Origin of the sequence: Dactylosporangium sp. CS-047395 (assembly GCF_050942185.1) — a bacterium.
Lineage (GTDB): Bacteria > Actinomycetota > Actinomycetes > Mycobacteriales > Micromonosporaceae > Dactylosporangium.
In genome coordinates this window covers 9,544,043-9,565,673 of the sequence record NZ_CP192015.1, presented here as the reverse complement: position 1 = coordinate 9,565,673, position 21,631 = coordinate 9,544,043, and the positions used below count along the sequence as shown (strand labels likewise).

Annotated in this window: 18 protein-coding genes; 8 read left to right on the top strand and 10 right to left on the bottom strand. The window is 72.2% G+C overall.

From position 1 onward, the window contains the following. Positions 1–27 precede the first annotated feature (27 nt). The 3 genes from ACQP00_RS44720 (at position 28) to ACQP00_RS44710 (ending at position 4,391) form a co-directional block, all read left to right on the top strand. Positions 28–816, top strand: coding sequence for a type 1 glutamine amidotransferase (locus ACQP00_RS44720; RefSeq protein ID WP_433209199.1), 789 nt, complete (start codon positions 28–30; stop codon positions 814–816). Further along, a complete protein-coding gene (locus ACQP00_RS44715; RefSeq protein ID WP_433209196.1) occupies positions 816–3,728 on the top strand; it encodes a bifunctional [glutamine synthetase] adenylyltransferase/[glutamine synthetase]-adenylyl-L-tyrosine phosphorylase in 2,913 nt (970 codons plus the stop codon). Before ACQP00_RS44720 ends, ACQP00_RS44715 begins: the two co-directional genes overlap by 1 nt. A gap of 93 nt (positions 3,729–3,821) precedes the next feature. Then, a complete protein-coding gene (locus ACQP00_RS44710; protein WP_433209193.1) occupies positions 3,822–4,391 on the top strand; it encodes a hypothetical protein in 570 nt (189 codons plus the stop codon). A 63-nt stretch (positions 4,392–4,454) separates the two neighbouring features. Here the strand turns inward: ACQP00_RS44710 and glnA are convergent, their stop codons facing one another. Further along, complete coding sequence (gene glnA, locus ACQP00_RS44705; protein ID WP_433209190.1) at positions 4,455–5,879, bottom strand: type I glutamate--ammonia ligase; 1,425 nt, start codon at positions 5,877–5,879, stop codon at positions 4,455–4,457. 189 nt (positions 5,880–6,068) lie between these two features. Here glnA and ACQP00_RS44700 point away from each other — a divergent pair, with 189 nt between their 5' ends. Continuing rightward, a complete protein-coding gene (locus ACQP00_RS44700) occupies positions 6,069–6,419 on the top strand; it encodes an RDD family protein (protein ID WP_433209187.1) in 351 nt (116 codons plus the stop codon). Positions 6,420–6,427: 8 nt separating this feature from the next. Here the strand turns inward: ACQP00_RS44700 and ACQP00_RS44695 are convergent, their stop codons facing one another. Further along, positions 6,428–7,126 (bottom strand): DUF4191 domain-containing protein, encoded by a 699-nt coding sequence (locus ACQP00_RS44695; protein WP_433209184.1) that lies wholly within the window; start codon positions 7,124–7,126, stop codon positions 6,428–6,430. Positions 7,127–7,195: 69 nt separating this feature from the next. After that, entirely contained in the window at positions 7,196–8,131 is a 936-nt protein-coding gene (lipA, locus tag ACQP00_RS44690) for a lipoyl synthase (RefSeq protein WP_433209181.1), read from the bottom strand. A gap of 100 nt (positions 8,132–8,231) precedes the next feature. Between lipA and ACQP00_RS44685 the strand changes: the two genes are divergently transcribed. Beyond that, entirely contained in the window at positions 8,232–8,822 is a 591-nt protein-coding gene (locus tag ACQP00_RS44685) for a DUF6928 family protein (RefSeq protein WP_433209178.1), read from the top strand. Here ACQP00_RS44685 and lipB read toward each other — a convergent pair. Next, positions 8,806–9,420, bottom strand: coding sequence for a lipoyl(octanoyl) transferase LipB (lipB, locus tag ACQP00_RS44680; protein WP_433224224.1), 615 nt, complete (start codon positions 9,418–9,420; stop codon positions 8,806–8,808). The genes ACQP00_RS44685 and lipB overlap by 17 nt on opposite strands. A 120-nt stretch (positions 9,421–9,540) precedes the next feature. Between lipB and ACQP00_RS44675 the strand changes: the two genes are divergently transcribed. Then, positions 9,541–10,779, top strand: coding sequence for an extracellular catalytic domain type 1 short-chain-length polyhydroxyalkanoate depolymerase (locus ACQP00_RS44675; protein ID WP_433209175.1), 1,239 nt, complete (start codon positions 9,541–9,543; stop codon positions 10,777–10,779). A gap of 554 nt (positions 10,780–11,333) precedes the next feature. Here the strand turns inward: ACQP00_RS44675 and ACQP00_RS44670 are convergent. From ACQP00_RS44670 to lpdA, 3 genes are all read right to left on the bottom strand, one after another. Continuing rightward, the gene (locus tag ACQP00_RS44670) at positions 11,334–12,227 is read right to left on the bottom strand and encodes a TIGR01777 family oxidoreductase (protein WP_433209173.1); all 894 of its coding nucleotides are present in this window, start codon (positions 12,225–12,227) and stop codon (positions 11,334–11,336) included. Between the two features lie 333 nt (positions 12,228–12,560). Further along, a complete protein-coding gene (sucB, locus tag ACQP00_RS44665; RefSeq protein ID WP_433209170.1) occupies positions 12,561–14,414 on the bottom strand; it encodes a 2-oxoglutarate dehydrogenase, E2 component, dihydrolipoamide succinyltransferase in 1,854 nt (617 codons plus the stop codon). Between the two features lie 43 nt (positions 14,415–14,457). Continuing rightward, a complete protein-coding gene (gene lpdA, locus ACQP00_RS44660; RefSeq protein ID WP_433209167.1) occupies positions 14,458–15,843 on the bottom strand; it encodes a dihydrolipoyl dehydrogenase in 1,386 nt (461 codons plus the stop codon). 202 nt (positions 15,844–16,045) lie between these two features. On the opposite strand from lpdA, the gene ACQP00_RS44655 reads away from it, so the two are divergent. Beyond that, entirely contained in the window at positions 16,046–16,354 is a 309-nt protein-coding gene (locus ACQP00_RS44655; protein ID WP_433209164.1) for a hypothetical protein, read from the top strand. Here the strand turns inward: ACQP00_RS44655 and ACQP00_RS44650 are convergent, their stop codons facing one another. Then, positions 16,355–17,914: a leucyl aminopeptidase gene (locus tag ACQP00_RS44650; protein ID WP_433209160.1), complete on the bottom strand. Its 1,560-nt coding sequence runs from the start codon at positions 17,912–17,914 to the stop codon at positions 16,355–16,357. A 125-nt stretch (positions 17,915–18,039) separates the two neighbouring features. On the opposite strand from ACQP00_RS44650, the gene gcvT reads away from it, so the two are divergent. After that, positions 18,040–19,137: a glycine cleavage system aminomethyltransferase GcvT gene (gene gcvT, locus ACQP00_RS44645; RefSeq protein WP_433209157.1), complete on the top strand. Its 1,098-nt coding sequence runs from the start codon at positions 18,040–18,042 to the stop codon at positions 19,135–19,137. On the opposite strand, the gene cobS is transcribed toward gcvT, so the two are convergent. Further along, positions 19,130–19,855, bottom strand: coding sequence for an adenosylcobinamide-GDP ribazoletransferase (cobS, locus tag ACQP00_RS44640; RefSeq protein WP_433209154.1), 726 nt, complete (start codon positions 19,853–19,855; stop codon positions 19,130–19,132). The genes gcvT and cobS overlap by 8 nt on opposite strands. Beyond that, positions 19,843–21,609 carry a bifunctional adenosylcobinamide kinase/adenosylcobinamide-phosphate guanylyltransferase gene (locus tag ACQP00_RS44635; protein WP_433209151.1) on the bottom strand — a complete coding sequence of 589 codons (1,767 nt, stop codon included), beginning with the start codon at positions 21,607–21,609 and terminating at the stop codon, positions 19,843–19,845. The genes cobS and ACQP00_RS44635 overlap by 13 nt, the downstream gene beginning before the upstream one ends. Positions 21,610–21,631: the final 22 nt, after the last annotated feature.

The window sequence follows — 21,631 nt, the reverse complement described above, 5'->3', positions numbered from 1 at the left end:
TTCCCCGGGGATGGATATTGTCGGTGTGTGACGATCGGGAACCTGGCCCTCGTGGTCGAGAACGACCCCTCCGACGGCCCCGGCCGGCTCGGCGACTGGCTGACCTCCGGCGGCCTGCAACTCGAGATCGTCCGGCCGCACGCCGCCGATGCGCTGCCCGCGACGCTGGACGGGTACGCCGCCCTGGTGGTCCTCGGCGGCGAGCAGGACGCGTTCCCGGACGAAACCGGCGAGCGCGCCGCGCCCTGGTTCGACGAGCTCGACGGGCTGCTGCGCAAGGCGGTCCGGCACAAGCTGCCGACCCTGGCCGTCTGCCTCGGCGCCCAGCTGCTGGCGCACGCGCACGGCGGCACCGTCGAGCGCAGCGCGACCGGCCCGGAGATCGGCGTCAAGCTGGTCGCCCGGCGGGACATCGCCGACCAGGACCCGATCTTCGCCGCCGTCCCGTTCGCCCCGGACGTGTTCCAGTGGCACCACGACGAGATCGTCGAGCTCCCCCTGAACGCCACCCTGCTGGCCGCCTCTTTGCACTACCCGATCCAGGCGTACCGGCTCGGCCCGGCCGCCTGGGGCCTGCAGTTCCACATCGAGTGCGACGTGCCGATGTTCGCGCAGTGGGCCATGGAGGGCGTGCAGACCCTCGGCGAGCTCGGCATCGACGCGGTGGAGATGCTGGAGCGGGTCGAGGCCGCCCAGGACGACGTCGCCGAGGTCTGGAAGCCCTTCGCCGAGCGGTTCGCGGCCGTGGCGCTCGGGCGCACGCCTCCGGCCGGCGCCGACGGGCTGCGCTCGCTGCCGCTGATCGGCCCGCGCTGATGGACCCGATCAAGGTCAGCCCCGCGCACCTGGCCCGGTACGGGTTCACCGACAACGAGCGCACCGAGCGGATGGCCGGCCCCGACGGGCTGCGGCTGTGGGACCCGGCGGCCCGCCGCCCGGCCGACGAGGACGCCACCGCGGTGCTCGACACGCTGTACTTCGCGGCCGACCCGGACCTCGCCCTCTTCCAGCTGCACCGGCTGGTCGAGGCGGCGGGGGAGGACGTGCGGGACGCGGTGCTGACCGACAGGGCGCTGCGCCGGCGGCTCATCGGGGTCCTCGGCGTCTCCGCGACCCTCGGCGACCTGCTGGTGGCCAACCCCGACGAGTGGCGCGAGCTGGTCGGGGAGCAGAACAGCCGCCCGGCCGGATACTCGACCCGGGACGTCACCTCGGTGCCGTTGTTGCGCAGTGGGTACCGCCGTGAGCTCCTGCGCATCGTCGCCGCCGACCTGACCGCGGCGGCCGACGTCGAGGTCACCATGCGCCGCCTGACCGAGCTCGCCGACGCCACCCTGGAGGCCGCGCTCGCCATCGCCGTCGCCGAGCGAGGCACCGACGAGTGCCGGCTCGCCGTCATCGCGATGGGCAAGTGCGGCGGCCGCGAGCTCAACTACGTCAGCGACGTCGACGTGGTCTTCGTGGCCGAGCCGGTCGGCACCACCGACACCGAGAAGGCCATGCGGGCCGGCAGCGCCCTGGCCGCCCGGATGATGGAGATCTGCGGCTTCGTGGCCTGGCCGGTCGACGCCGCCCTGCGCCCCGAGGGCAGCCGCGGCGCGCTGGTGCGGACCGTCGCCTCGCACCTGGCGTACTACAAGAAGTGGGCCAAGACCTGGGAGTTCCAGGCGCTGCTGAAGGCCCGCCCGGCCGCCGGCGACCTCGCCCTGGGCGAGCAGTGGCTGGCCGAGCTCCAGCCGCTGATCTGGTCGGCCGCCGAGCGTCCGGAGGCGGTGGACGAGGTCCGCTCCATGCGCCGGCGGATCATCGACGTCATCCCGCGAGCCGAAGTGGACCGCGAGATCAAGCGTGGGCCGGGCGGCCTGCGGGACATCGAGTTCGCCGTACAACTGCTGCAGTTGGTCCATGGCCGGGCCGACGAGTCCCTGCGCACCCCGACCACCCTGGCCGGCCTGCGCGCGCTCATCGAGGGCGGCTACGTCGGGCTGGCCGACGGCGAGGCGCTGCTGCGCGCGTACCGCTTCCTGCGCGTGGTCGAGCACCGCCTGCAGCTGCAGCGCCTGCGCCGCACGCACACCGTCCCGGACGACCCGGACGGCCTGCGCTGGCTCGCCCACGCCCTCGGCTACCGCCCCAACGCCGCCCGCGACGCCGTCGAGTCGTTCCGCGCCGAATGGGTACGCCACGCCGGCGAGGTCCGCCGCCTGCACGCCAAGCTCTTCTACCGCCCGCTGCTGGAGGCGGTCGCGCGGGTCCCCACCGAACAGCTCCGCCTCACCCCGGACGCCGCCCGCGCCCGGCTGGACCTGCTGGGCTTCGCCGACCCGGCCGGCGCCCTGCGCCACATCCAGTCCCTGACCGGCGGCGTCTCGCGCACCGCCGCCATCCAGCGCCAGCTCCTGCCGGCCCTGCTCAGCGAGTTCGCCGACGCCCCCGAGCCCGACCGCGGCCTGCTGGCCTACCGCCAGGTTTCGGAGAAGGTCGGCAACACCCCCTGGTACCTGCGCCTCCTGCGCGACGAGGGCCCGGTCGCCCTGCGCCTGGCCCGGCTCCTCGCGCTCTCCCGCTACGTGACGGACCTGCTGGTCCACGACCCGGAGGCGCTGCGCCTGCTGGCCGAGGACGCCGAACTCGTACCAAGGAGCGCCGAGGTCCTGACCGAGGGCTTCGCGGCCGCCGCGGCCCGCCACAGCGACCCCGAGGCCGCGATCAACGCGGTGCGCGCCCTGCGCCGCCGCGAGCTGTTCCGCATCGCCTGCGCCGACCTGCTGGGCCTGCTGGACGTCACGGCGGTGGGCGACGCCCTCTCGGCGGTGATCGACGCCACCCTCCGCGCCACCCTGGGCGTCACCGCGGCCGGCGCCCCACCGCTGGAGTTCGCCATCATCGGCATGGGCCGCCTGGGTGGCGCCGAGACCAGCTACCCCTCCGACGCCGACGTCCTGTTCGTCTACGAGGCGGCGCCCGGCACCCCCGACGACGTGGCCGCGAAGGCCGCGCTCACCATCGCCGAGGACCTCCGCCGCCTGCTGGCCCGCCCGGCCCACGACCCCCCGCTGGGCGTCGACGCCGACCTGCGCCCCGAGGGCCGCCAGGGCCCGCTCGTGCGCAGCCTGGCCGCCTTCAAGCAGTACTACGCCCGCTGGTCCAAGGTCTGGGAGGCGCAGGCCCTGCTCCGCGCCCGCCTGGTCGCCGGCTCCCCGTCCCTGGGCGCGCGCTTCCTCGAGCTGGCCGACACCAACCGCTACCCGGCGGGCGGCCTGACCCGCGAGCAGATCCTGGAGATCCGCCGCCTGAAGGCCCGCGTCGACAGCGAACGCCTACCCCGCGGCGCCGACCCCGCCACCCACACCAAACTGGGCCGGGGCGGACTGGCCGACGTCGAGTGGACCGTGCAACTCCTCCAGTTGCAACACGGCCATTCGGTACCGTCCTTGCGCACCCCCAGAACGCTGCAGGCCCTGCACGCGGCGACCTCGGCGGGCCTGGTGAGCGCCCCGGACGCCGCGGAACTGGAGGCCGCCTGGCGCCAGGCCTCCCGCGCCCGCAACCTGCTGACCCTGGTCCGCGGCCGTGCGACCGATCAACTCCCGCGCCAGGGGCCCGACCTCGCCGCGGCCGCTTCGGCGCTGGACCCGGGCACGGAGCCGCAGGAGTTCCTGGACGAGTACCTGCGCGTGGCCCGCCGCGCCCGAGCCGCCGTGGAACGCATCTTCGACGAGGCCTGACCCTGGAGGGCGATGCGGTTCCCATGCGGTTGAGGGCGCCCGCTGCATGATCGGCCGAGGCAGTCCGGCTGCGTCAGGGCCACACTCTCGACCATGACCGAGCCGGAAGCCACCCCGCCGCCGATTCCGTACGTCCCCGGGCCCGCGCCGCACCTCGAGCCGACGCCTCCGCCGATCGTGCCCGAGCCGCCGAAGAGCGGCGCCAGGTCGCTCCTCTTCGCCGTGGTCGGCCTGGTCACCGGGCTGGCCATCGGGGCCGGCGCGACCGTGGCGCTCGACGGCGGGTCGGCCGATCCGGCGCTCGCGGCCGCCACGCCCGGCGTCAGCCCGGTGTACGTGACGGTCACGGTCACCGTCGCCGCCCCGACGACGGCGGCGGCCACGACCTCACCCCCGGCGCCGCCGACCACCGCGGCCGCGCCGCCGCCACCCCCGCCGGCGACGACCATCGAGGACGGCACCTGGACCGTGGGCGAGGACGTCCCGGCCGGCACCTACAAGGTGACCGGGGCCGGGTCGGACTGCTACTGGGCGATCCTGAAGAGCGGCACCAACGGGCGCGACATCGTCGACAACCACATCGGCGGCGGCAACCTGCGGGTCACCATCAAGGCCGGCCAGGACTTCGAGACCGACCGGTGCGGCACGTGGATCAAGGTCTGAGCCGGAAACGCGGAAGCGGCCCGCCCCCAGCAGGGGACGGGCCGCTTTCGTTGGAGCTGACGATCAGACGTCGTAGTACATCGCGAACTCGTGCGGGGTCGGGCGCAGGCGGACCGGGTCGACCTCGTTGGCGCGCTTGTACGAGATCCAGGTGTCCACCAGGTCCTGGGTGAAGACGCCGCCCTCGAGCAGGAAGCCGTGGTCGCCCTCCAGGGTGGTCAGGACCTCGTCCAGCGAGCCGGGGACCTGCTTGACGTTGGCGACCTCCTCCGGCGGCAGGTCGTACAGGTCCTTGTCGATCGGCGCCGGCGGCTCGGTCTTGTTCTTGATGCCGTCCAGGCCGGCCATGAGCATCGCCGAGAAGGCGAGGTACACGTTGGCCGACGGGTCCGGGACGCGGAACTCGACGCGCTTGGCCTTGGCGTTGGTGCCGGTCACCGGGATGCGGGTGCAGGCCGAGCGGTTGCGCTGGGAGTAGACCAGGTTGACCGGGGCCTCGTAGCCGGGAACCAGGCGGCGGTACGAGTTGACCGTCGGGTTCGTGAAGGCCAGCAGCGACGGGGCGTGGTGCAGCAGGCCGCCGATGTACCAGCGCGCGGTGTCCGACAGGCCGCCGTAGCCGGCCTCGTCGTAGAACAGCGGCTCGCCGCCCATCCAGAGGGACTGGTGGGTGTGCATGCCCGAGCCGTTGTCACCGAACAGCGGCTTCGGCATGAACGTCGCGGTCTTGCCGGCCGCCCACGCCGTGTTCTTGATGATGTACTTGAACAGCTGCAGCTGGTCGCCCGCCTGCAGCAGGGTGCCGAAGCGGTAGTTGATCTCAGCCTGACCGGCCGTGCCGACCTCGTGGTGGGAGCGCTCGACGACGAAGCCGGCCGCGATGAGCCGCTGCACCATCTGGTCGCGCAGGTCGGCGTAGTGGTCGACCGGCGGGACGGGGAAGTAGCCGCCCTTGTACGCGGTCTTGTAGCCGCGGTTGCCGCCCGGCTCCTCCTTGCCGGAGTTCCACCAGCCCTCGATCGAGTCGATGTAGTAGAAGGCCTGGTTCGCCGAGGTCTCGTGCCGGATCGAGTCGAAGATGTAGAACTCCGCCTCGGGACCGAAGTAGGCGGTGTCGGCGATGCCGCTCGACTTGAGGTACGCCTCGGCCTTCTTCGCCACGTTGCGCGGGTCACGCGAGTAGGCCTCGCGGGTGAACGGGTCGTGGATGAAGAAGTTGAGCGCGAGGGTCTTCTCGACCCGGAACGGGTCGATGAACGCCGAGGTCGGGTCGGGCAGGAGCAGCATGTCCGACTCGTGGATCGCCTGGAACCCACGGATGGACGAGCCGTCGAAGGCCAGACCGTCGCTGAAGACCGCATCGTCGAACGACTCGACCGGGACGTTGAAGTGCTGCATCACGCCCGGCAGGTCGCAGAAGCGGACGTCGACGAAGCGGACGCCCTCATCCTTCACGTATCGCAACAGCTCTTCAGAATTGGCGAACACTCGTCCTCCAGGTCGCAGGCTGACCAGTCTGGTGATCACTTCAGTGTGAAGGTGTCTGGTTGGTCGCGACCGTAGAACTGTGCGATTGCCCTGGCATGTCTCAATTGTTTCCGCTGTGTTTCGCGGCTCCGTGGCGGACCGTCACTCGGCCGATCAGCGGGGGCATGTCGTTCGATAGTCTGACCCGCTGTGGAACCCGCCCCCGCAACTCTCGCCCGGCGCTTCGGCGCGCTGCTCGTCGACTGGGTATCGTGCCTGCTCATCGCGGGTGCGTTCGCGACGCCGACCGATGAACCGTGGCTCGCGCCGGGGATCTTCGTGGTCGTCTACGGGCTGTTCCTGGGGTTCTTCGGCCAGACGCTCGGCATGCGCCTGTTCAAAATCCGCTGTGTGTCCATGAACACAGGGCGTCCCTTGGGTGTACCGCGGGCGCTCCTGCGGGCGATCGTAATGCTCCCATTGATCACCTGCCTGATCATGGACCAACAGCAACGCGGCCTGCACGACAAAGCCAGTGGCTCGGTCGTACAGGCCGCCTGAGCAGTTTTTTACCGCCCGCGCATCGCCTTGAACTGGCCCTTCGGGGGCTTCATGTTCTTGGGCAGGGCGCCCCGCGGCATCTGCGGCCGGGCGGACAGCGCCTTGAGCCGCTTGTCCAGGGAGTTGACGTCCTTGGCGGTGATGGTGCGCGGCAGCCGGATCAGCAGATTGCGGATCTTCGGGAGGGGGACCTGCCCCTCCTCGTTGCCGACGATGTAGTCGCGCAGCTCCGCGTTGCCGATCACCTTGACCAGCCGGCGCCGCTCCTGGGCGATGAGGCCCTTCACCCGGGCGGTGTTGCCCTCGCCGAGCAGGATCACGCCGGGGCGGCCGATGACCAGGTGCACCATGTCGAACTGCGTGGTGGACGCGATCGCGGGGGAGACCCGCCAGTCGCCGCGCATGTTCTCGATGATCGAGGCGGCGGCCCCGGGCTGCCCCTCGGCCTCCTTCATCATGGCCTTCTGCGAGCGCAGGTTGAGCACGATGACGGTGCCGAGCAGCGCCAGCAGGACGCCGAGCGGGGCCCAGATCCAGGACACACCCAGCGCGATGGCGACGCCGACCGCGATCAGCGGCACGAGGACAACGGTCACCACGAGGGGCACGAACGCCTTGTCGCGCTTGGCGGTGAACGAGAACACCATGCCGATCTGCTTGAGCCGAGTGAAGAAGGAGACCTTCTCCGGCTCCTGGGCCTTTGCCATACCCCCGAGTCTAGAGGGATGGCCGCACCGGCCGGGAGCCCAGGTTGTCCAGCCCCCGGCGGGATGACGTCAGGAGCGCAGCGCCCGGGTCTCCAGCGCCTGCCGGTACAGTCGCCCGGCCCGGTACGAGGAGCGCACCAGCGGCCCGGAGAGCACCCCGGAGAAGCCGATCTGCTCGGCCTCCTCGCGCAGCTCCACGAACTCCTCCGGCTTCACCCAGCGCTCCACGGGGTGGTGGCGGGGCGTCGGCCGCAGGTACTGCGTGATCGTCACCAGCTCGCACCCGGCCTCGTGCAGATCGCGCAGCGCCTGCGAGACCTCGGAGCGCTCCTCACCCATGCCGAGGATGAGGTTCGACTTGGTCACCAGGCCGGCGGCGCGCGCCTTGGTGATGACCCCGAGCGAGCGGTCGTAGCGGAAGGCCGGCCGGATCCGCTTGAAGATCCGCGGCACGGTCTCGACGTTGTGCGCGAGCACCTCGGGGCGGGCCGCGAACACCTCGCCCAGCTGCTCGTCGTCGCCGTTGAAGTCGGGGATGAGCAGCTCGACGCCGCACCCCTCGACCAGGGCGTGGATCTGCCGGACGGTCTCGGCGTAGAGCCAGGCCCCGCCGTCGGGCAGGTCGTCGCGGGCCACGCCGGTCACGGTCGCGTACTTGAGTCCCATCGTCGCCGTCGACTCGGCCACCCGGCGCGGCTCGTCGGCGTCGAACTCGGCCGGCTTGCCCGTGTCGATCTGGCAGAAGTCGCAGCGGCGGGTGCACTGGTCGCCGCCGATGAGGAAGGTCGCCTCGCGGTCTTCCCAGCATTCGTAGATGTTGGGACAGCCGGCTTCCTGGCAGACCGTGTGGAGGCCCTCGCGCTGCACAAGGCCGCGCAGATGCGTGTACTCGGGACCCATCTTGGCCGAGACCTTGATCCACGACGGTTTGCGCTCAATCGGCGTCTCCGCGTTACGCGCTTCGATGCGCAGCAGACGACGGCCTTCAGGAACAACGGCGGTCACGTTTCGAAGACTACGCCCGGCGACTGCTCAGAAACCGGGAACGCGATTGACGTCACTTCGAAGAGGTTTCCCGATCATCCGGCCCGGCAATGAGCCAGAGGTGGTGCTCAACGACACGCTGGTGGCCTTCTCCGACGGCAATCCGATCGACGTCCTGCGCTCGTACCCCGTGCTGGACAAACCGGCCACCCGCGCGCTCGTGGAACGGCTGTTCCCGGGCGCGCAGGTCGAGGAGATCGGCGACGAGCTGCTGGTCGACGCGCTCAACCCGCCGGCCGACGTGGTCTACGTCGGCTGCTTCCCCGGGCTGGACCTGGTCTGCAGCTGGGGCCTGACCCCGCGCCGGCCGTCCGACCTCGACCGGTCCGTGCTCGCCGCGTCCGAGCGGCGCAACGTGTACCTGCACGCCGCCCACAGCGACGCCGGCTGGACCAGCTACGGCGTCTGGCGCGACGGCGAGCGGGTCCGCGCGCTGAGCGTGTGCGCGGACCCGGGCGTCATCGAGGACGAGGGGGAGCCGCTGGGCTTCGAGCGGGCCGACACCGACCCGGACGAGCTCGGCTGCACGTCGATGCAGGGCCTCTTCGGCTTCGCCTGCGACAGCCACGACCGGCTGGACGACGTGGACCCGGAGCTCATCCCGGTCGTGGCCTACCGCATCAGCCAGGAGGGCATCAGTACAGCGTCGTGAGGTGCCGCTCGACGACCGGCAGCACCTCGTCCACGGTCACGTCCCGGCCCAGCTCCCACGACAGCGAGGTGACCCCCGCGTCGCGAATGCCACAGGGCACGAAGATGTCGTACCGCGAAAGGTCGCAGTCCGCATTGAGCGCGAAGCCGTGCAGGGTGACCCCGCGGGCGACCCGGATCCCGATCGCCGCGACCTTGCGCTCGGGCCCGCGCTCGTCGGCCGGGACCCACACGCCGCTGCGCCCCTCGACCCGGATCGTGGTCACCCCGAACTCCGCGCAGACGTCCATGAGCAGCTGCTCCATGCGCCGCACGTACGCCACGACGTCCACCGGGTCCGGCAGCTTGACGATCGGGTAGCCCACCAGCTGCCCCGGCCCGTGCCAGGTGATCTTGCCGCCGCGGTCGACGTCGATCACGGGCGTGCCGTCGAAGGGCCGGTCGGCGGGCTCGGTGCGCTTGCCGGCGGTGTAGACGCTCGGATGCTCCAGCAGCAGCACCGTGTCCGGGGCGGCGCCGTCGGCGACCTCCGCGTGCACCCGTCGCTGCTCGGCGAGGGCGGCCTCGTAGTCCACGAGCCCGGCCCGGACGATCCGCATTCCCACCACGCTGGTCACGGACCCAGACTACGCCGGGCGGGATTGTGTGGGATCCGGACATAGTGGTGCGTCGAACCTCACACCTAGCGTGGTGCTTCCCACAGGAGAAAGGGCGCCGCCATGCCCCGATCACTGCGCTGGATCCTGCCCGGGATCGCCGCGCTCTTCGCCGCCGTAGCCCTGACGACCGTCTCCACGCCGGCCTACGCGGCCACGCTCACGACCGTCGGCAGCTTCGGATCCAACCCCGGCAACCTCACGATGTACTCCTACCGCCCCGACGGCCTGCCCTCCGGCGCGCCGCTCGTCGTGGCGATGCACGGCTGCACCCAGAACGCCACCGACTACTTCACCAACTCGGGCTGGCGCAAGTACGCCGACCTGTGGAAATTTGCGCTGGTCCTGCCCGAGCAGAAGTCCGCCAACAACAGCACGAGCTGCTTCAACTGGTTCGAGACCGGCGACACCGCCCGCGGCTCCGGCGAGCCGCTGTCGATCAAGCAGATGGTCGACTACGCGGTGTCCAACTACGGCACCAACCCCGCCCGCGTGTACGTCACCGGCCTCTCCGCCGGCGGCGCGATGACCGCCGTGATGCTGGCCACCTACCCCGACGTGTTCGCCGGCGGGGCGATCATGGCCGGGCTCCCGTACCGGCGCGCGACCTCCATGGTCAACGCGTACAGCTGCATGAACCCCGGCGTCGACAAGACCCCGGCGGCCTGGGGCGACCTGGTCCGGGGCGCATACTCGGGGTACAGCGGAACCCGGCCCCGCGTCGCGATCTGGCACGGCACCTCGGACACCACGGTCGCCCCGGCCAACGCGACCGAGCTGCGCGACCAGTGGACCAACGTCCTCGGGGTGAGCCAGACCCCGACCGCCACCGCCTCGCTGCCCGGCGGCACCTCGTTCTCCAACTACGGAGACAAGGTCAAGGTGTACCTCGTGTCCGGCATGACCCACGCCACGCCCGTCGACCCGGGCTCGGCGACCGAGCAGTGCGGCACCGCCGGTACGTACTACAAGGACACCATCTGCTCGTCGTACTACCAGGCCCTCGACTGGGGCCTGTCCACCGGCGGACCCACCACCGGCCCGACCACCACCGGCCCGACCTCGGCGAGCCCGACCCCGACCAAGAGCCCGACCGCCAGCCCTACGCCGACCCAGGGCTCCGGGCCGTGCGTGCGGGCCAGCAACTACGCGCACGTGGTGGCCGGCCGGGCGCACCAGTCGGGCGGGTACACCTACGCCAACGGCTCCAACCAGAACATGGGCCTCTACAACGTGTTCACCACCCACGGCCTGCGCCAGACCGCCACCAACTACTACGTGATCGACGACACGGCCTGCTGAACCGCCGCGTCGGCGCTGCGGCCCGCACCGACGCTGACGCTTACGCGGTCACCGACATCGCCGACATGGCGCGCTGAAGCGCCGTGTCGGCGGTGCGGTCTGCGCTGGCGCTGACGCTTTCGTGGTCGCGGACATCGCCGACATGGCGTGCTGAGGTCCCGTGTCGGCGGTCCGGTCTGCGCCGGCGGTGACGGCGCGGTGCGGTCTGCGCCGGCGCTCACGGCGCGGTGCGGTCTGCGTCAGCGGTGACGGCGCGGTGCGGCCTGCACCCGGCGCTAACGGCTCGCGTGATCGACGTCATGGCGTGCTGAGGCGCCGTGTCGGCGCCGCGGTTTGCGCCAGCGCTGACGCGGCGGTGTGGCCTGCACCGGCGCCGAAGCCTTCGTGGCCGACGACACGGTGTGCTGAAGCGCCGTGTCGGCGGTGTGGCCTGCGCCGGCGTTGACGCTTCTGTGGTCGCGGACATCGCCGACATGACGTGCTGAAGCGCCGTGTCGGCGGTGCGGTCTGCGCCGGCGCTGACGCGACGGTGTGGCCTGCGCCGGCGGTGACGCTTACGTGGTCGCCGACACGGCCTGTTGCAGCGCGGCCTCCACGGTGCGGTGTGCGAAGGGGAAGCCCTCGCGCACCAGCACCGCGGGCAGGACTCGCTGGCTGGCCAGGGCCTCGCCGCCGAACTCGCCGACCGCGGCCCGCAGCGCGAAGCCCGGCACCGGGAACAGGTTGGGCCGGTGCATGACCCGGCCCAGGGCCTCGGAGAACTCGGCGTTGGTCACGGGGTCCGGCCCGGTGAGGTTGACCGGCCCGGACAGCTCGCGCTCGAGCACGAACTCGACCGCGCGCAGCCAGTCGGGGACCGAGATCCACGGGAGGTATTGCTTGCCGCTGCCCATCCGCCCGCCCGCGAACAACCGGAACTGCATCGCGATCGGCTTGAGCAGGCCGCCCGCCGGGTCGAGGGGGAAGCCGGTGCGCAGCAGGGCCACCCGCGTTCCGGCGTCCTCGGCCGGGTGGGTCGCCGCCTCCCAGACCTTGCACAGGTCGGCCAGGAAGCCCTCGCCGGCCGGGGAGGTCTCGTCGACCTCCCGGTCGCCGGTGTCGCCGTAGAAGCCCACGGCGGAGGAGTTGAGCAGCACCCGGGGCTTGGTCTGGGCCGCGGCGATGGCCATGGCCAGCGTGCGCGTCGTGTCCACGCGGCTGTCGACCAGCACCTTCTTGTATTGCGCGGTCCACCGCTTGTCGCCCACGCCCGCCCCGGCCAGGTTGATCACCGCGTCGGCGGCGGCCACGACGGTCGCGTCGAGCACCCCGGCGGTCGGGTCCCAGCGCACCTCACCCGGGCGGGGTGGCCGCCGGACGAGCGGCGTGACCTGGTGTCCGGCCGCGCGCAGGTGGGGGATGAGCCGCTGCCCGAGAAACCCGGACGCCCCCGCGATCAGGATCTGCATGCAGTCATCTTGCCCGGATCCGGCCCCGGAGAACATCAAGGGCGCACCCGGCGAAACCGGGGCGCCCCTGTGACATGCGGTCTGACCAGGCGCCCGGCGGACCGGGCGCCTCTGTGACCTGTGTTGCTACAAGCCGAGTTCGACCTGTTTTGTTACAAGCCGAGCGCGACCTGCGTTGCTACAAGTCGAGCGCGACCTGCGTTGCTTTAAGTCGAGCGTGACCTGCGTTGCTGCAGGCCGAGCGTGACCTGTGCTGCTACAAGCCGAGCGCGACCGTGTTGCTATAGGTCGAGTGCGACCTGCGTTGCCACAGGCCGACGTCGGCCTGCGCTGCTACAAGCCGAGGTCGGCCTCGAACTGGCCGCCCTCGAGCCGCTCCTTGACCGTGGTCAGGAAGCGGGCCGCGTCGGCGCCGTCGACGATTCGGTGGTCGTAGGACAGGGCCAGGTAGACCATCGAGCGCGGCGCGATGATCTCGCCCAGCTCCGGGTCGCTGACCACGACGGCGCGCTTGACGACCGCGCCGGTGCCCAGGATCGCGACCTGCGGCTGGTTGATGATCGGCGTGTCGAACAGCGCGCCCCGGCTGCCGGTGTTGGTCAGCGTGAACGTGCCGCCCGCGATGTCGTCCGGGCTCAGCTTGTTGTTGCGGGTCCGGTCGGCCACGTCGGCGATGCGCTTGGCCAGGCCGGCCAGGTTGAGGTCACCGGCGTTCTTGATGACCGGGACGATCAGGCCCTTGTCGCTGTCCACGGCCATGCCCAGGTGCTCGGCGTCGTGGTACGTGACGGTGCCCGCCTCCAGGTCGATCGACGAGTTGACCGCGGGGTGCACCCGCAGCGCCTCGACCGCGGCCAGCGCGAAGAACGGCAGGAACGACAGCTTCACGCCGTGGGTGGCCTGGAACTGCGCCTTGGCCTTGTCCCGCAGCTTGGCCACCTTGGTCACGTCGACCTCGACGACCGTGGTGAGCTGGGCCGAGACCTGCAGCGACTCGACCATCCGGCGGGCGATGAGGGCCCGCATCCGGCTGAGCTTCTGGGTCTGGCCGCGCAGCGGGCTCGGGGCCGCCTTCGGGGCCGCAGCGGTGCTGCCACCACCGCTGGGGGCGGCGGCCGGAGTTGCGGCGGGCGCGGGCTTCGCCGCGGCCTCCTTCGCCTTGGCGGCCGCGTCGAGCACGTCCTGCTTGCGGATGCGCCCGCCCACGCCGGTGCCGGAGAGCTGGGCGAGGTTCACCCCGTGCTCGGCGGCGAGCTTGCGGACCAGCGGCGTGACGTAGCCGGCCTCGTCGCCCTCGACCTTGCCGTTGCCGCCGGACGAGCCGCCCGCGGTGACGTTGGTGGCCGGTCCGGCCTGGACCGGGGCGGCCGCGGCGGGCTGAGGCTCGGCCGCGGCGGGCTTGGCCGCCGGCTTCGGGGCCTCGGCCTTGGGCTGCGGCTTGGGCTGCTCCGCCTTGGGCTCGGGCTTCGGCTCCGCCTTTGGCTCGGGCTTCGCCTCGGCCTTGGGCTCGGCCTTGGGCTCCGGGGCCTTCGCGGCGGCCGGGGCGGCGCCCGCGGACCCGATCACGGCCAGCTCGGCGCCGACCTCGACGGTCTCGTCCTCGGGGACCTTGATCTCCAGCAGCGTGCCGGCGACCGGCGACGGGATCTCGGTGTCGACCTTGTCGGTGGAGACCTCGAGCAGCGGCTCGTCGGCCTCGACGCTGTCGCCGACCTGCTTGAGCCAGCGGGTGACGGTGCCCTCGGTGACGCTCTCGCCGAGCGCGGGCATCTTCACCGACGTGCCCTCACCGGACGAGGCCGGCGTCGGCTCCTCGGCGGGCTCTTCCTGGGCGACGGGCTCCTCGGCGGGCTCTTCCTGCTCCTCGGACGGCTCCTGCTCGGGCTCGACGCCCTCGGACTCCTCCTCCGCGGCCGGCTCCTCCGCGGGGGCCGAGCCGCCCTCGGCGGCGTCCCCGCCGATGACGGCGAGCTCGGCGCCGACCTCAGCGGTCTCGTCCTCCTGCACGACGATCCGGGTCAGCACCCCGGACGCGGGCGACGGGATCTCGGTGTCGACCTTGTCGGTGGAGACCTCGAGCAACGGCTCGTCGGCCTCGACCTGGTCGCCCTCCTGCTTCAACCAGCGGGTGACGGTGCCCTCGGTGACGCTCTCGCCCAACCGGGGCATGGTGACCGATACCGGCATGTGTAACGACTCCTCGAACTGTGCTTGGGTGGCGGTCGGATGCCTAGTGGACGTGCAGCGGCTTGCCGGCCAGCGCCAGGTGCGCCTCGCCGAGAGCCTCCGTCTGCGTGGGGTGCATGTGCACGAGCGGGGCGACGTCCCCGGGGAACGCCTCCCAGTTGTAGATCAGCTGGGCCTCGCCGATGAGCTCGCTCACCCGGGAGCCCACCATGTGGACCCCGACGACCGGGCCGTCCTTGACGCGGACGAGCTTCACGAAGCCCGCGGTGCGCAGGATCTGGCTCTTGCCGTTGCCCGTCAGGTCGTACTGGACGGTCTCGATCTTGTCGTCGCCGTGCAGCTCGCGGGCCTTGGACTCGTTGAGCCCGACCGAGGCGACCTCCGGCTCGGAGTAGGTGACCCGCGGGATGCCCGACTCGTCGAAGACCTGCGGGTGCTGCCCGGCGATCTCCTCGGCCACGAAGATGCCCTGCTGGAAGCCCCGGTGGGCCAGCTGGACGCCCGGCACGATGTCGCCGACCGCGTAGATGCCCGGCACGGAGGTGCGCAGCCGCTCGTCGGTGATGACGAACCCGCGCTCCATCTTCACGCCGTGCTCCTCGTAGCCGAGGTTGGCGGTGGTCGGGCCGCGCCCGACGGCCACCAGCAGCAGCTCGGCCTCGATCGTGTCGCCGCCCTGGATCGACACCTTGACGCCGGCGTCGGTGCGCTCGACGCCCTCGAAGGGCTTGCCGACCTTGAACTTGATGCCCCGCTTGCGGAACGCCCGCTCCACCGCCTTCGAGCTGGCCTCGTCCTCGACCGCGAGCAGCCGGGGCAGCGCCTCGACGATGGTCACGTCGACGCCGAAGGACTTCCAGGCGCTCGCGAACTCGCAGCCGATGACGCCGCCGCCCAGGATGACCGCGGAGGCCGGCACGTGGTCCAGGGTCAGCGCGTGCTCGCTGGTGATGACCCGCTCGCCGTCGACGACCAGGCCGGGCAGGGTCTTGGAGTAGGAGCCGGTGGCCAGCACGATGTTCTTCGCGGTGTACCGCGTGCCGGCGACCTCGACGGCGTCCGGCCCGACGAGCCGCCCCTCGCCCTCGATCAGCGTCACCTTGCGCGCCTTGGCCAGGCCCTGCAGCCCCTTGTACAGCTTGGTGATCACGCCGTCCTTGTAGGCGTTGACGGCCTTCATGTCGACGCCGTTGAACACGGCCTGGATGCCGAACTGGTCGGCCTCGCGGGCCGCGTCGGCGATCTCGCCGGCGTGCAGCAGCGCCTTGGTCGGGATGCAGCCGCGGTGCAGGCAGGTGCCGCCGAGCTTGTCCTTCTCGACCAGCGCGACGGACAGGCCGAGCTGGGTGGCGCGGAACGCGGTGGCGTAGCCGCCGCTACCGCCGCCCAGGACAAGAACGTCGAAGGAGTTGGCGTGTGGGTCGCTCACGAATTCTCCCAGGTGATGCACAAGCCTCCCGGCTCGTGACGGTGCGAATGGGGGGTCGCCCTTCGCATGACGATCCGAGGCCATCTTGTCACTAGCGAGCCTGGCCTGCGACGGTAGGGCGCCTCTGCGGGGTCCCGGCGACCGGCGCTGACGTCGTACCCTGTGCACGAGCTGTGCACGGACTCGACGATGAGGAGCGATCGTGGCTTGGTTCCGCCGACGCAAGCCGGCAGCGGGAGGACGCGCCGCCACCCGCGAGGACCTGGCTTATCTGGAGGAGTTCGTCCGCAGCCGGCGGGGCGTCGAGGGCTTCATCGAGCCGCGCACCACCGTGACGGAGACGACACTGCTGCTCATCGCCCACGACGGCGAGTGGACCCGGCGGCGGATGGACAGCCCTCAGGCGGCGCGCCAGTTCGCGCACCGCCTGAGCATGCCCGTCTACGACATCGCGCTGGTCGGATACCCCCAGCGCTGGCGCGACTACAACGCCAAAAACAAAAAGGCCTGACTATTCGGCCGCGATCTCTTCCACCAGCTCAACCAGGGTGCGAACCGGAACGCCGGTGCCGCCCTTGGTCCAGTAGCCGAACGGCTCGCCGGTGTGGTAGCTGGGGCCCGCGATGTCGATGTGGGCCCACTGGACGCCCTCGGTCACGAACTCCGACAGGAACACGCCGCCCTGCAGCATGTGCCCGGCCCGGTCCATCCCCGCGTTGACCTGTGAGATGTCAGCCACGTCGGAGTCCATGCCCTTGCGCACGTCCTCCGGCAGCGGCATCGGCCACGCCGGCTCCCCGGCCCGCTCGCCCGCGTCGCGGACCCGCTCGCACAGCTCCGGCGTGCCCATGACGCCGGCGATCCGCTTGCCCAGCGCGATCACCTGCCCGCCGGTCAGGGTCGAGACCTCGAACAGGTAGTCGGGCTCGTCCTCGCAGGCCCGGGCGATCGCGTCGCCGAGGATCATGCGGCCCTCGGCGTCGGTGTTGAGCACCTCGACCTGGGCGCCGCTGTACATCTTGACCACGTCGCCCGGCCGGTACGCGCTGCCGGAGACCATGTTCTCGGCCATCGGCGCGTACGCCACGACCGCCACCTTGGGCTTGAGCTGCGCGATCACGAGCATGGCGGCGACCACGGCGGCCGCACCGGACATGTCGGACTTCATCTCCCACATGCCGGCCGTCGGCTTGATCGACACGCCGCCGGTGTCGAAGGTGATGCCCTTGCCGACGAGCGCGATCCGCCGGGTGGCGCCAGCCGGCTCGTAGGCCAGCCGCACCATGCGCGGTGCCGCGGCCGAGCCCAGCCCGACGGCCAGAATGCCGCCGTAGCCCTGGCGGGCCAGGGCCTTCTCATCGAGTACCGAAACATCGAGAGCGACCTCGCGGGCCGCCGCCGCGACCTGCTCGGCGAAGGCGGGCGGCCGCAGCTCGTTGGGCGCCGTGTTGATCCAGTCGCGGGTGCGGCTGACCGCCGCGCCGAGCACCGTGGAGCGCTTGAGCGCGGCCTTGGCGCCCTTGTTGCCGGCGTCCGGCACGTGTACGAGCACCTTGCGCAACGGGTCCCGGCGGCCGGCGACCGGCTTGGACTTGTAGCCCGCGAACCGGTACGCGCCGAGCACCGCGCCCTCGGCCACGGCCCGCAGCCCGGTGCTCTGCGCCTCGGCGCTCTCGTCGGCGGCCAGCGGCAGGACCAGCGCGGCCGAGGCGGAACCGGCCAGGGCCCGGGCCGCCGACCCGGCCGCGCGGCGCAGCGACTCGGCCGGCGGCGCCCCGCCGGAGTCCGCGCCCAGGCCGACCGCGACCACGAGCGGGGCCTTGACCGCGCCGAACGCGGCCAGCTTGGTCACCTCACCGAGCGCGCCGGTCGCCCCGAGCACCCGCAGGGTCTCGGCCAGCCCGCCTCCGGGCCGGTCGCCGAACGCCGCGGCGATGCTCTCGGAACCGGGCGCGAGCAGCAGTTTCGCGTCGCCGCCCGGGGCCGTGTCGGCGTCTGAGTACACGCCGATGACGACCGCGTCGACGGCGAGGCTGGCTGGGTCGGTGTCGACCAAGGTCAGGGAGGTCACTGGTGCTCCACATCACTGATGGTTCGCTGCGCTTCGGCGGCGACGTTCACTGTGGGGTTGCCACCGCTTCAGCATGCCGCCCAATCGGGTGCAGGACACGATAACCAACGCGATAGGTTGCGGGCATGACCCAACCCTTGCGGCATCCCGCGTTGTATCACCGCCATGCGGCGCTCGGTGCCAAGTTCGCGGCGTTCGGCGGCTGGGAGATGCCGCTCGAATACGCCGGTGGCGGCGTGTTGAAGGAGCACACGGCCGTCCGCGAGGACGTGGGCGTGTTCGACGTGTCGCACCTGGGCAAGGCCCGGGTGCGGGGTCGCGGCGCGGCCGCGTTCGTCAACACCTGCCTCAGCAACGACCTCGATCGCATCAGTGCGGGTCAGGCGCAGTACACCCTGTGCCTGGACGACGAGACCGGCGGCGTGGTGGACGACCTCATCGCGTACCGGTTCGGCGACGACGACGTGTTCCTCATCCCCAACGCGGCCAACACGGCCGAGGTGGTCCGCCGGTTGACCGCGGCCGCGCCCAACGGCGTCAGCGTGGTCGAGCAGCACGAGCTCTTCGCCGTGCTGGCCGTGCAGGGGCCGCGCTCGGCCGAGCTGCTGGGTGGCCTCGGGCTGCCGACCGACCACGAGTACATGAGCTTCACGGTCTCGTCGTTCCAGGGCACCGACGTGGTGGTCTGCCGGACGGGCTACACCGGCGAGCACGGGTACGAGCTGGTCGTTCCCTCGCACGACGCGCACACGCTGTGGGACGCGATCGTCGAGGCCGGCGCCCGCCCGTGCGGCCTCGCGGCCCGCGACACGTTGCGGACCGAGATGGGGTACCCGCTGCACGGCCAGGATCTTTCGCTGGAGATCACCCCGGTGCAGGCCCGCTCGGGCTGGGCCGTGGGCTGGAAGAAGCCGGCGTTCTGGGGCCGCGAGGTGCTGCTGGCCGAGAAGGAGGCCGGGGCGCGGCGGCTGCTGTGGGGCCTGGAGGCGCTGGACCGCGGCATTCCGCGGGCCCACATGAGCGTCCTGAACGCCGAGGGCCACCAGATCGGCGAGGTGACGAGCGGCACGTTCTCGCCCACCCGCAAGGTCGGCATCGGCCTGGCCCTCATCGACACGGCGGCCGGCGTGGACGAGGGCGACGAGGTGGCGCTCGACGTGCGCGGCCGCCGCTCCGCGGTGCGGGTGGTCAAGCCGCCGTTCGTGAAATCCTCGGTCAGGTAGCCAGCACGATGAGCGCGGCGGCCGTCGCCAGTTCGATGGCCGCCCCGATCACGTCACCGGTGACGCCGCCGAGCCGCCGCCGCGCGTGGGCGGTCAGGACCCAGGCGACGGCCACGGCGGCGAGGACCGCGCCGGGCCCTTTCGCGACATCGACGAAGCAGCCGAGGCCGGCCGTGATCAGCGTCACCAGGCCCAGGAGCCACAGCGGCACCGTTTCGGCCACCATCGCCCCGAGCCCCTCGGGCCTTGCCGCGGGCAGACCGCGCCGGCAGGCCACCGTCGCTCCGAGGCGGCCCGCGGCGAAGGCGAGCACGACGGACCACCAGGTGGCGACGAGCGAGGTGGCGGCGGCGGTGTCCACAAGCAGTACCGCTGCGATGGTTGCAACTCCGAACGGCCCGATGTCAGACCTTTTCATGATTTCGAGGGCTTTATCCGGTCCGGCGTAGGAGCCCAGCCCGTCGGCCGTGTCGGCCAGCCCGTCGATGTGCAGGCCGCGGGTGAGCAGCAGCGCCAGGGCGACCAGCACCGCCCCGCCGAGCAGGGCGGACGCCCCCAGCCGCACCAGACCGCCCGCGAGCGCGGCCAGCACCAGGCCCAGCAGGGCGCCGGCCAGGGGTGCCAGGACCATGGCCACCCGGACCGTCGGCCGGTCGACGCGGTCGGCGCGGACCGGCGCGACGGTGAACAGGCTCAGGGCGAGCCTCAGTCCTCCCACGACGGCTTCACGTACGGCATCTCGGCCGTCGGCGAGTCCGCCACCACCCGCTGGATCTCGGCCTCGATCCGCTCCTGCTCGCTGAGCCCGTCGGCCTCGGCCTCGGCGTCGGCCGGGGTCCGCAGCGGCGTGGCGGCGGCGATGGTCAGCGCGGTGTTCACCATCGGCAGCGCGGCCAGCGCGGTCGCGCCCTCGCCGAGGGCCAGGCGCAGCGACAGGAACGGGGCGGCCCCGAGCACGTCGGCGGCGAGCTTCACGGTCGGGTTGTCGCCGTGGTCGGGCATCAGCAGCCAGTGCCGGGTCTGCGCGCCGTAGTCGCGGGCCACCAGCCCGGCCGCGATGCCGACCGGGCCGTCGATGACGAGCGGCAGGCGGCGGGAGGCGGCGCCGAGCACGATGCCGGTGGCGACCGCGATGTCGCCGCCGCCGAGCATCGAGAGCATCACGTGCGGCTCGCGGCTGCGGTTGCGGATGCGGTGCCGGGCGTCGCGGACCGCGCCGATCTTGCGGATCCAGGCGGCGTCGTCGACGAACCCGGTGGAGTCCACGACCCGGCCCAGCAGGGCGGCCGGCTCGGCCCCGGTGAGCACGGCCACGACCGCGGCCGCGGCGGCGTCCGAACCGCTGCCGCACGAGGCCAGCACGAGCAGGTCGACGCCCTCGTTGGCGGCCGCGTCGGCGAGCCGCCAGCCCAGCGTCAGGGCCGCGTCGACGGCGGTGTCGTCCAGCGCGTCGTGCAGCTCGGCCGGGCCGGCCGACGGGCAGTCGATGGCCTGGACGCTCGCCCCGGCCGTGGCGGCGAGCATGGCCAGGGTGGCGGTGCCCTCCACGACCTCGTCGAGGCGGCGGTCGGCGGCCTCGGCGGAGTCGCCCGCCGCGAAGCCGCCGCTGCGGTCCCCGCGCAGCACCAGCGCCCGCGGCCGCTGGAACGGCCGGGGGTCGGGCCGGCCCTGCACACCGCCGGCGAAGCGCACGACGGGCACCAGGGCGCCCAGGCCGGCGCCGTTGAGCCGGAGCGTGAGCAGCCGCTCGGCCGCCTCGTGGGCGGTGGACTCGTCGGGCAGGGGAAGTTCCATGCCCGGGGAGAACGAGAGCGTGTCGCCGCCGTCGGCCGTGGAGAGGACCGATCCGGCCCCGGCCGCCTCGAAGACGAACGGCTCGGCGGGCGCGGTCGCCGGCTCGCTGCGGGGCGGCACCGCGGCCTCGCGCACGCCGGCCTGCTGGACCAGGTCGCCACCGCGCAGCCAGGACACCTCGCCCGCGATCACCAGCGCGACGCCGTCGCAGGCGGCCGCCACCCGCTGGTTGAGCAGGCCGCTGGCGTCGGCGAAGGCCCGCCCGGCCTCGGTCGCGGGCAGCACGCCCAGGCCGACCTCCGGCCCCACGAGCACCAGCAGCCCGGCGCCGCAGGAGCGCACCGCGTCGGCCAGTCCGGCGATGGGCGCGTCGGTCAGGTCGCCGCCCGCGTCGTACACCCCGGACAGCCAGTTGCCGAGATCGTCGACCAGGATCGTCTCGTCGGGCTTGGCCGACGCCAGCAGCTCGGTCAGGCGGTCGGGCGATGTGCCGACTTCCTCGGTCTGCCACGTCCCCGGCCGACGCTGCCGGTGCGCGGCGATCCGGGCCGCCCATCCGGCATCTGACGTGCTCTCTTGCGCGGTGGCGACATAACGCACCGCGCCGGCCCCGGCGACGAGCGCCTCCGCCACTTCCGACTTCCCGGACCGGATTCCTCCGAGCACCAGCAACCGCATGCCCCGTACTTTAGAGGGACAC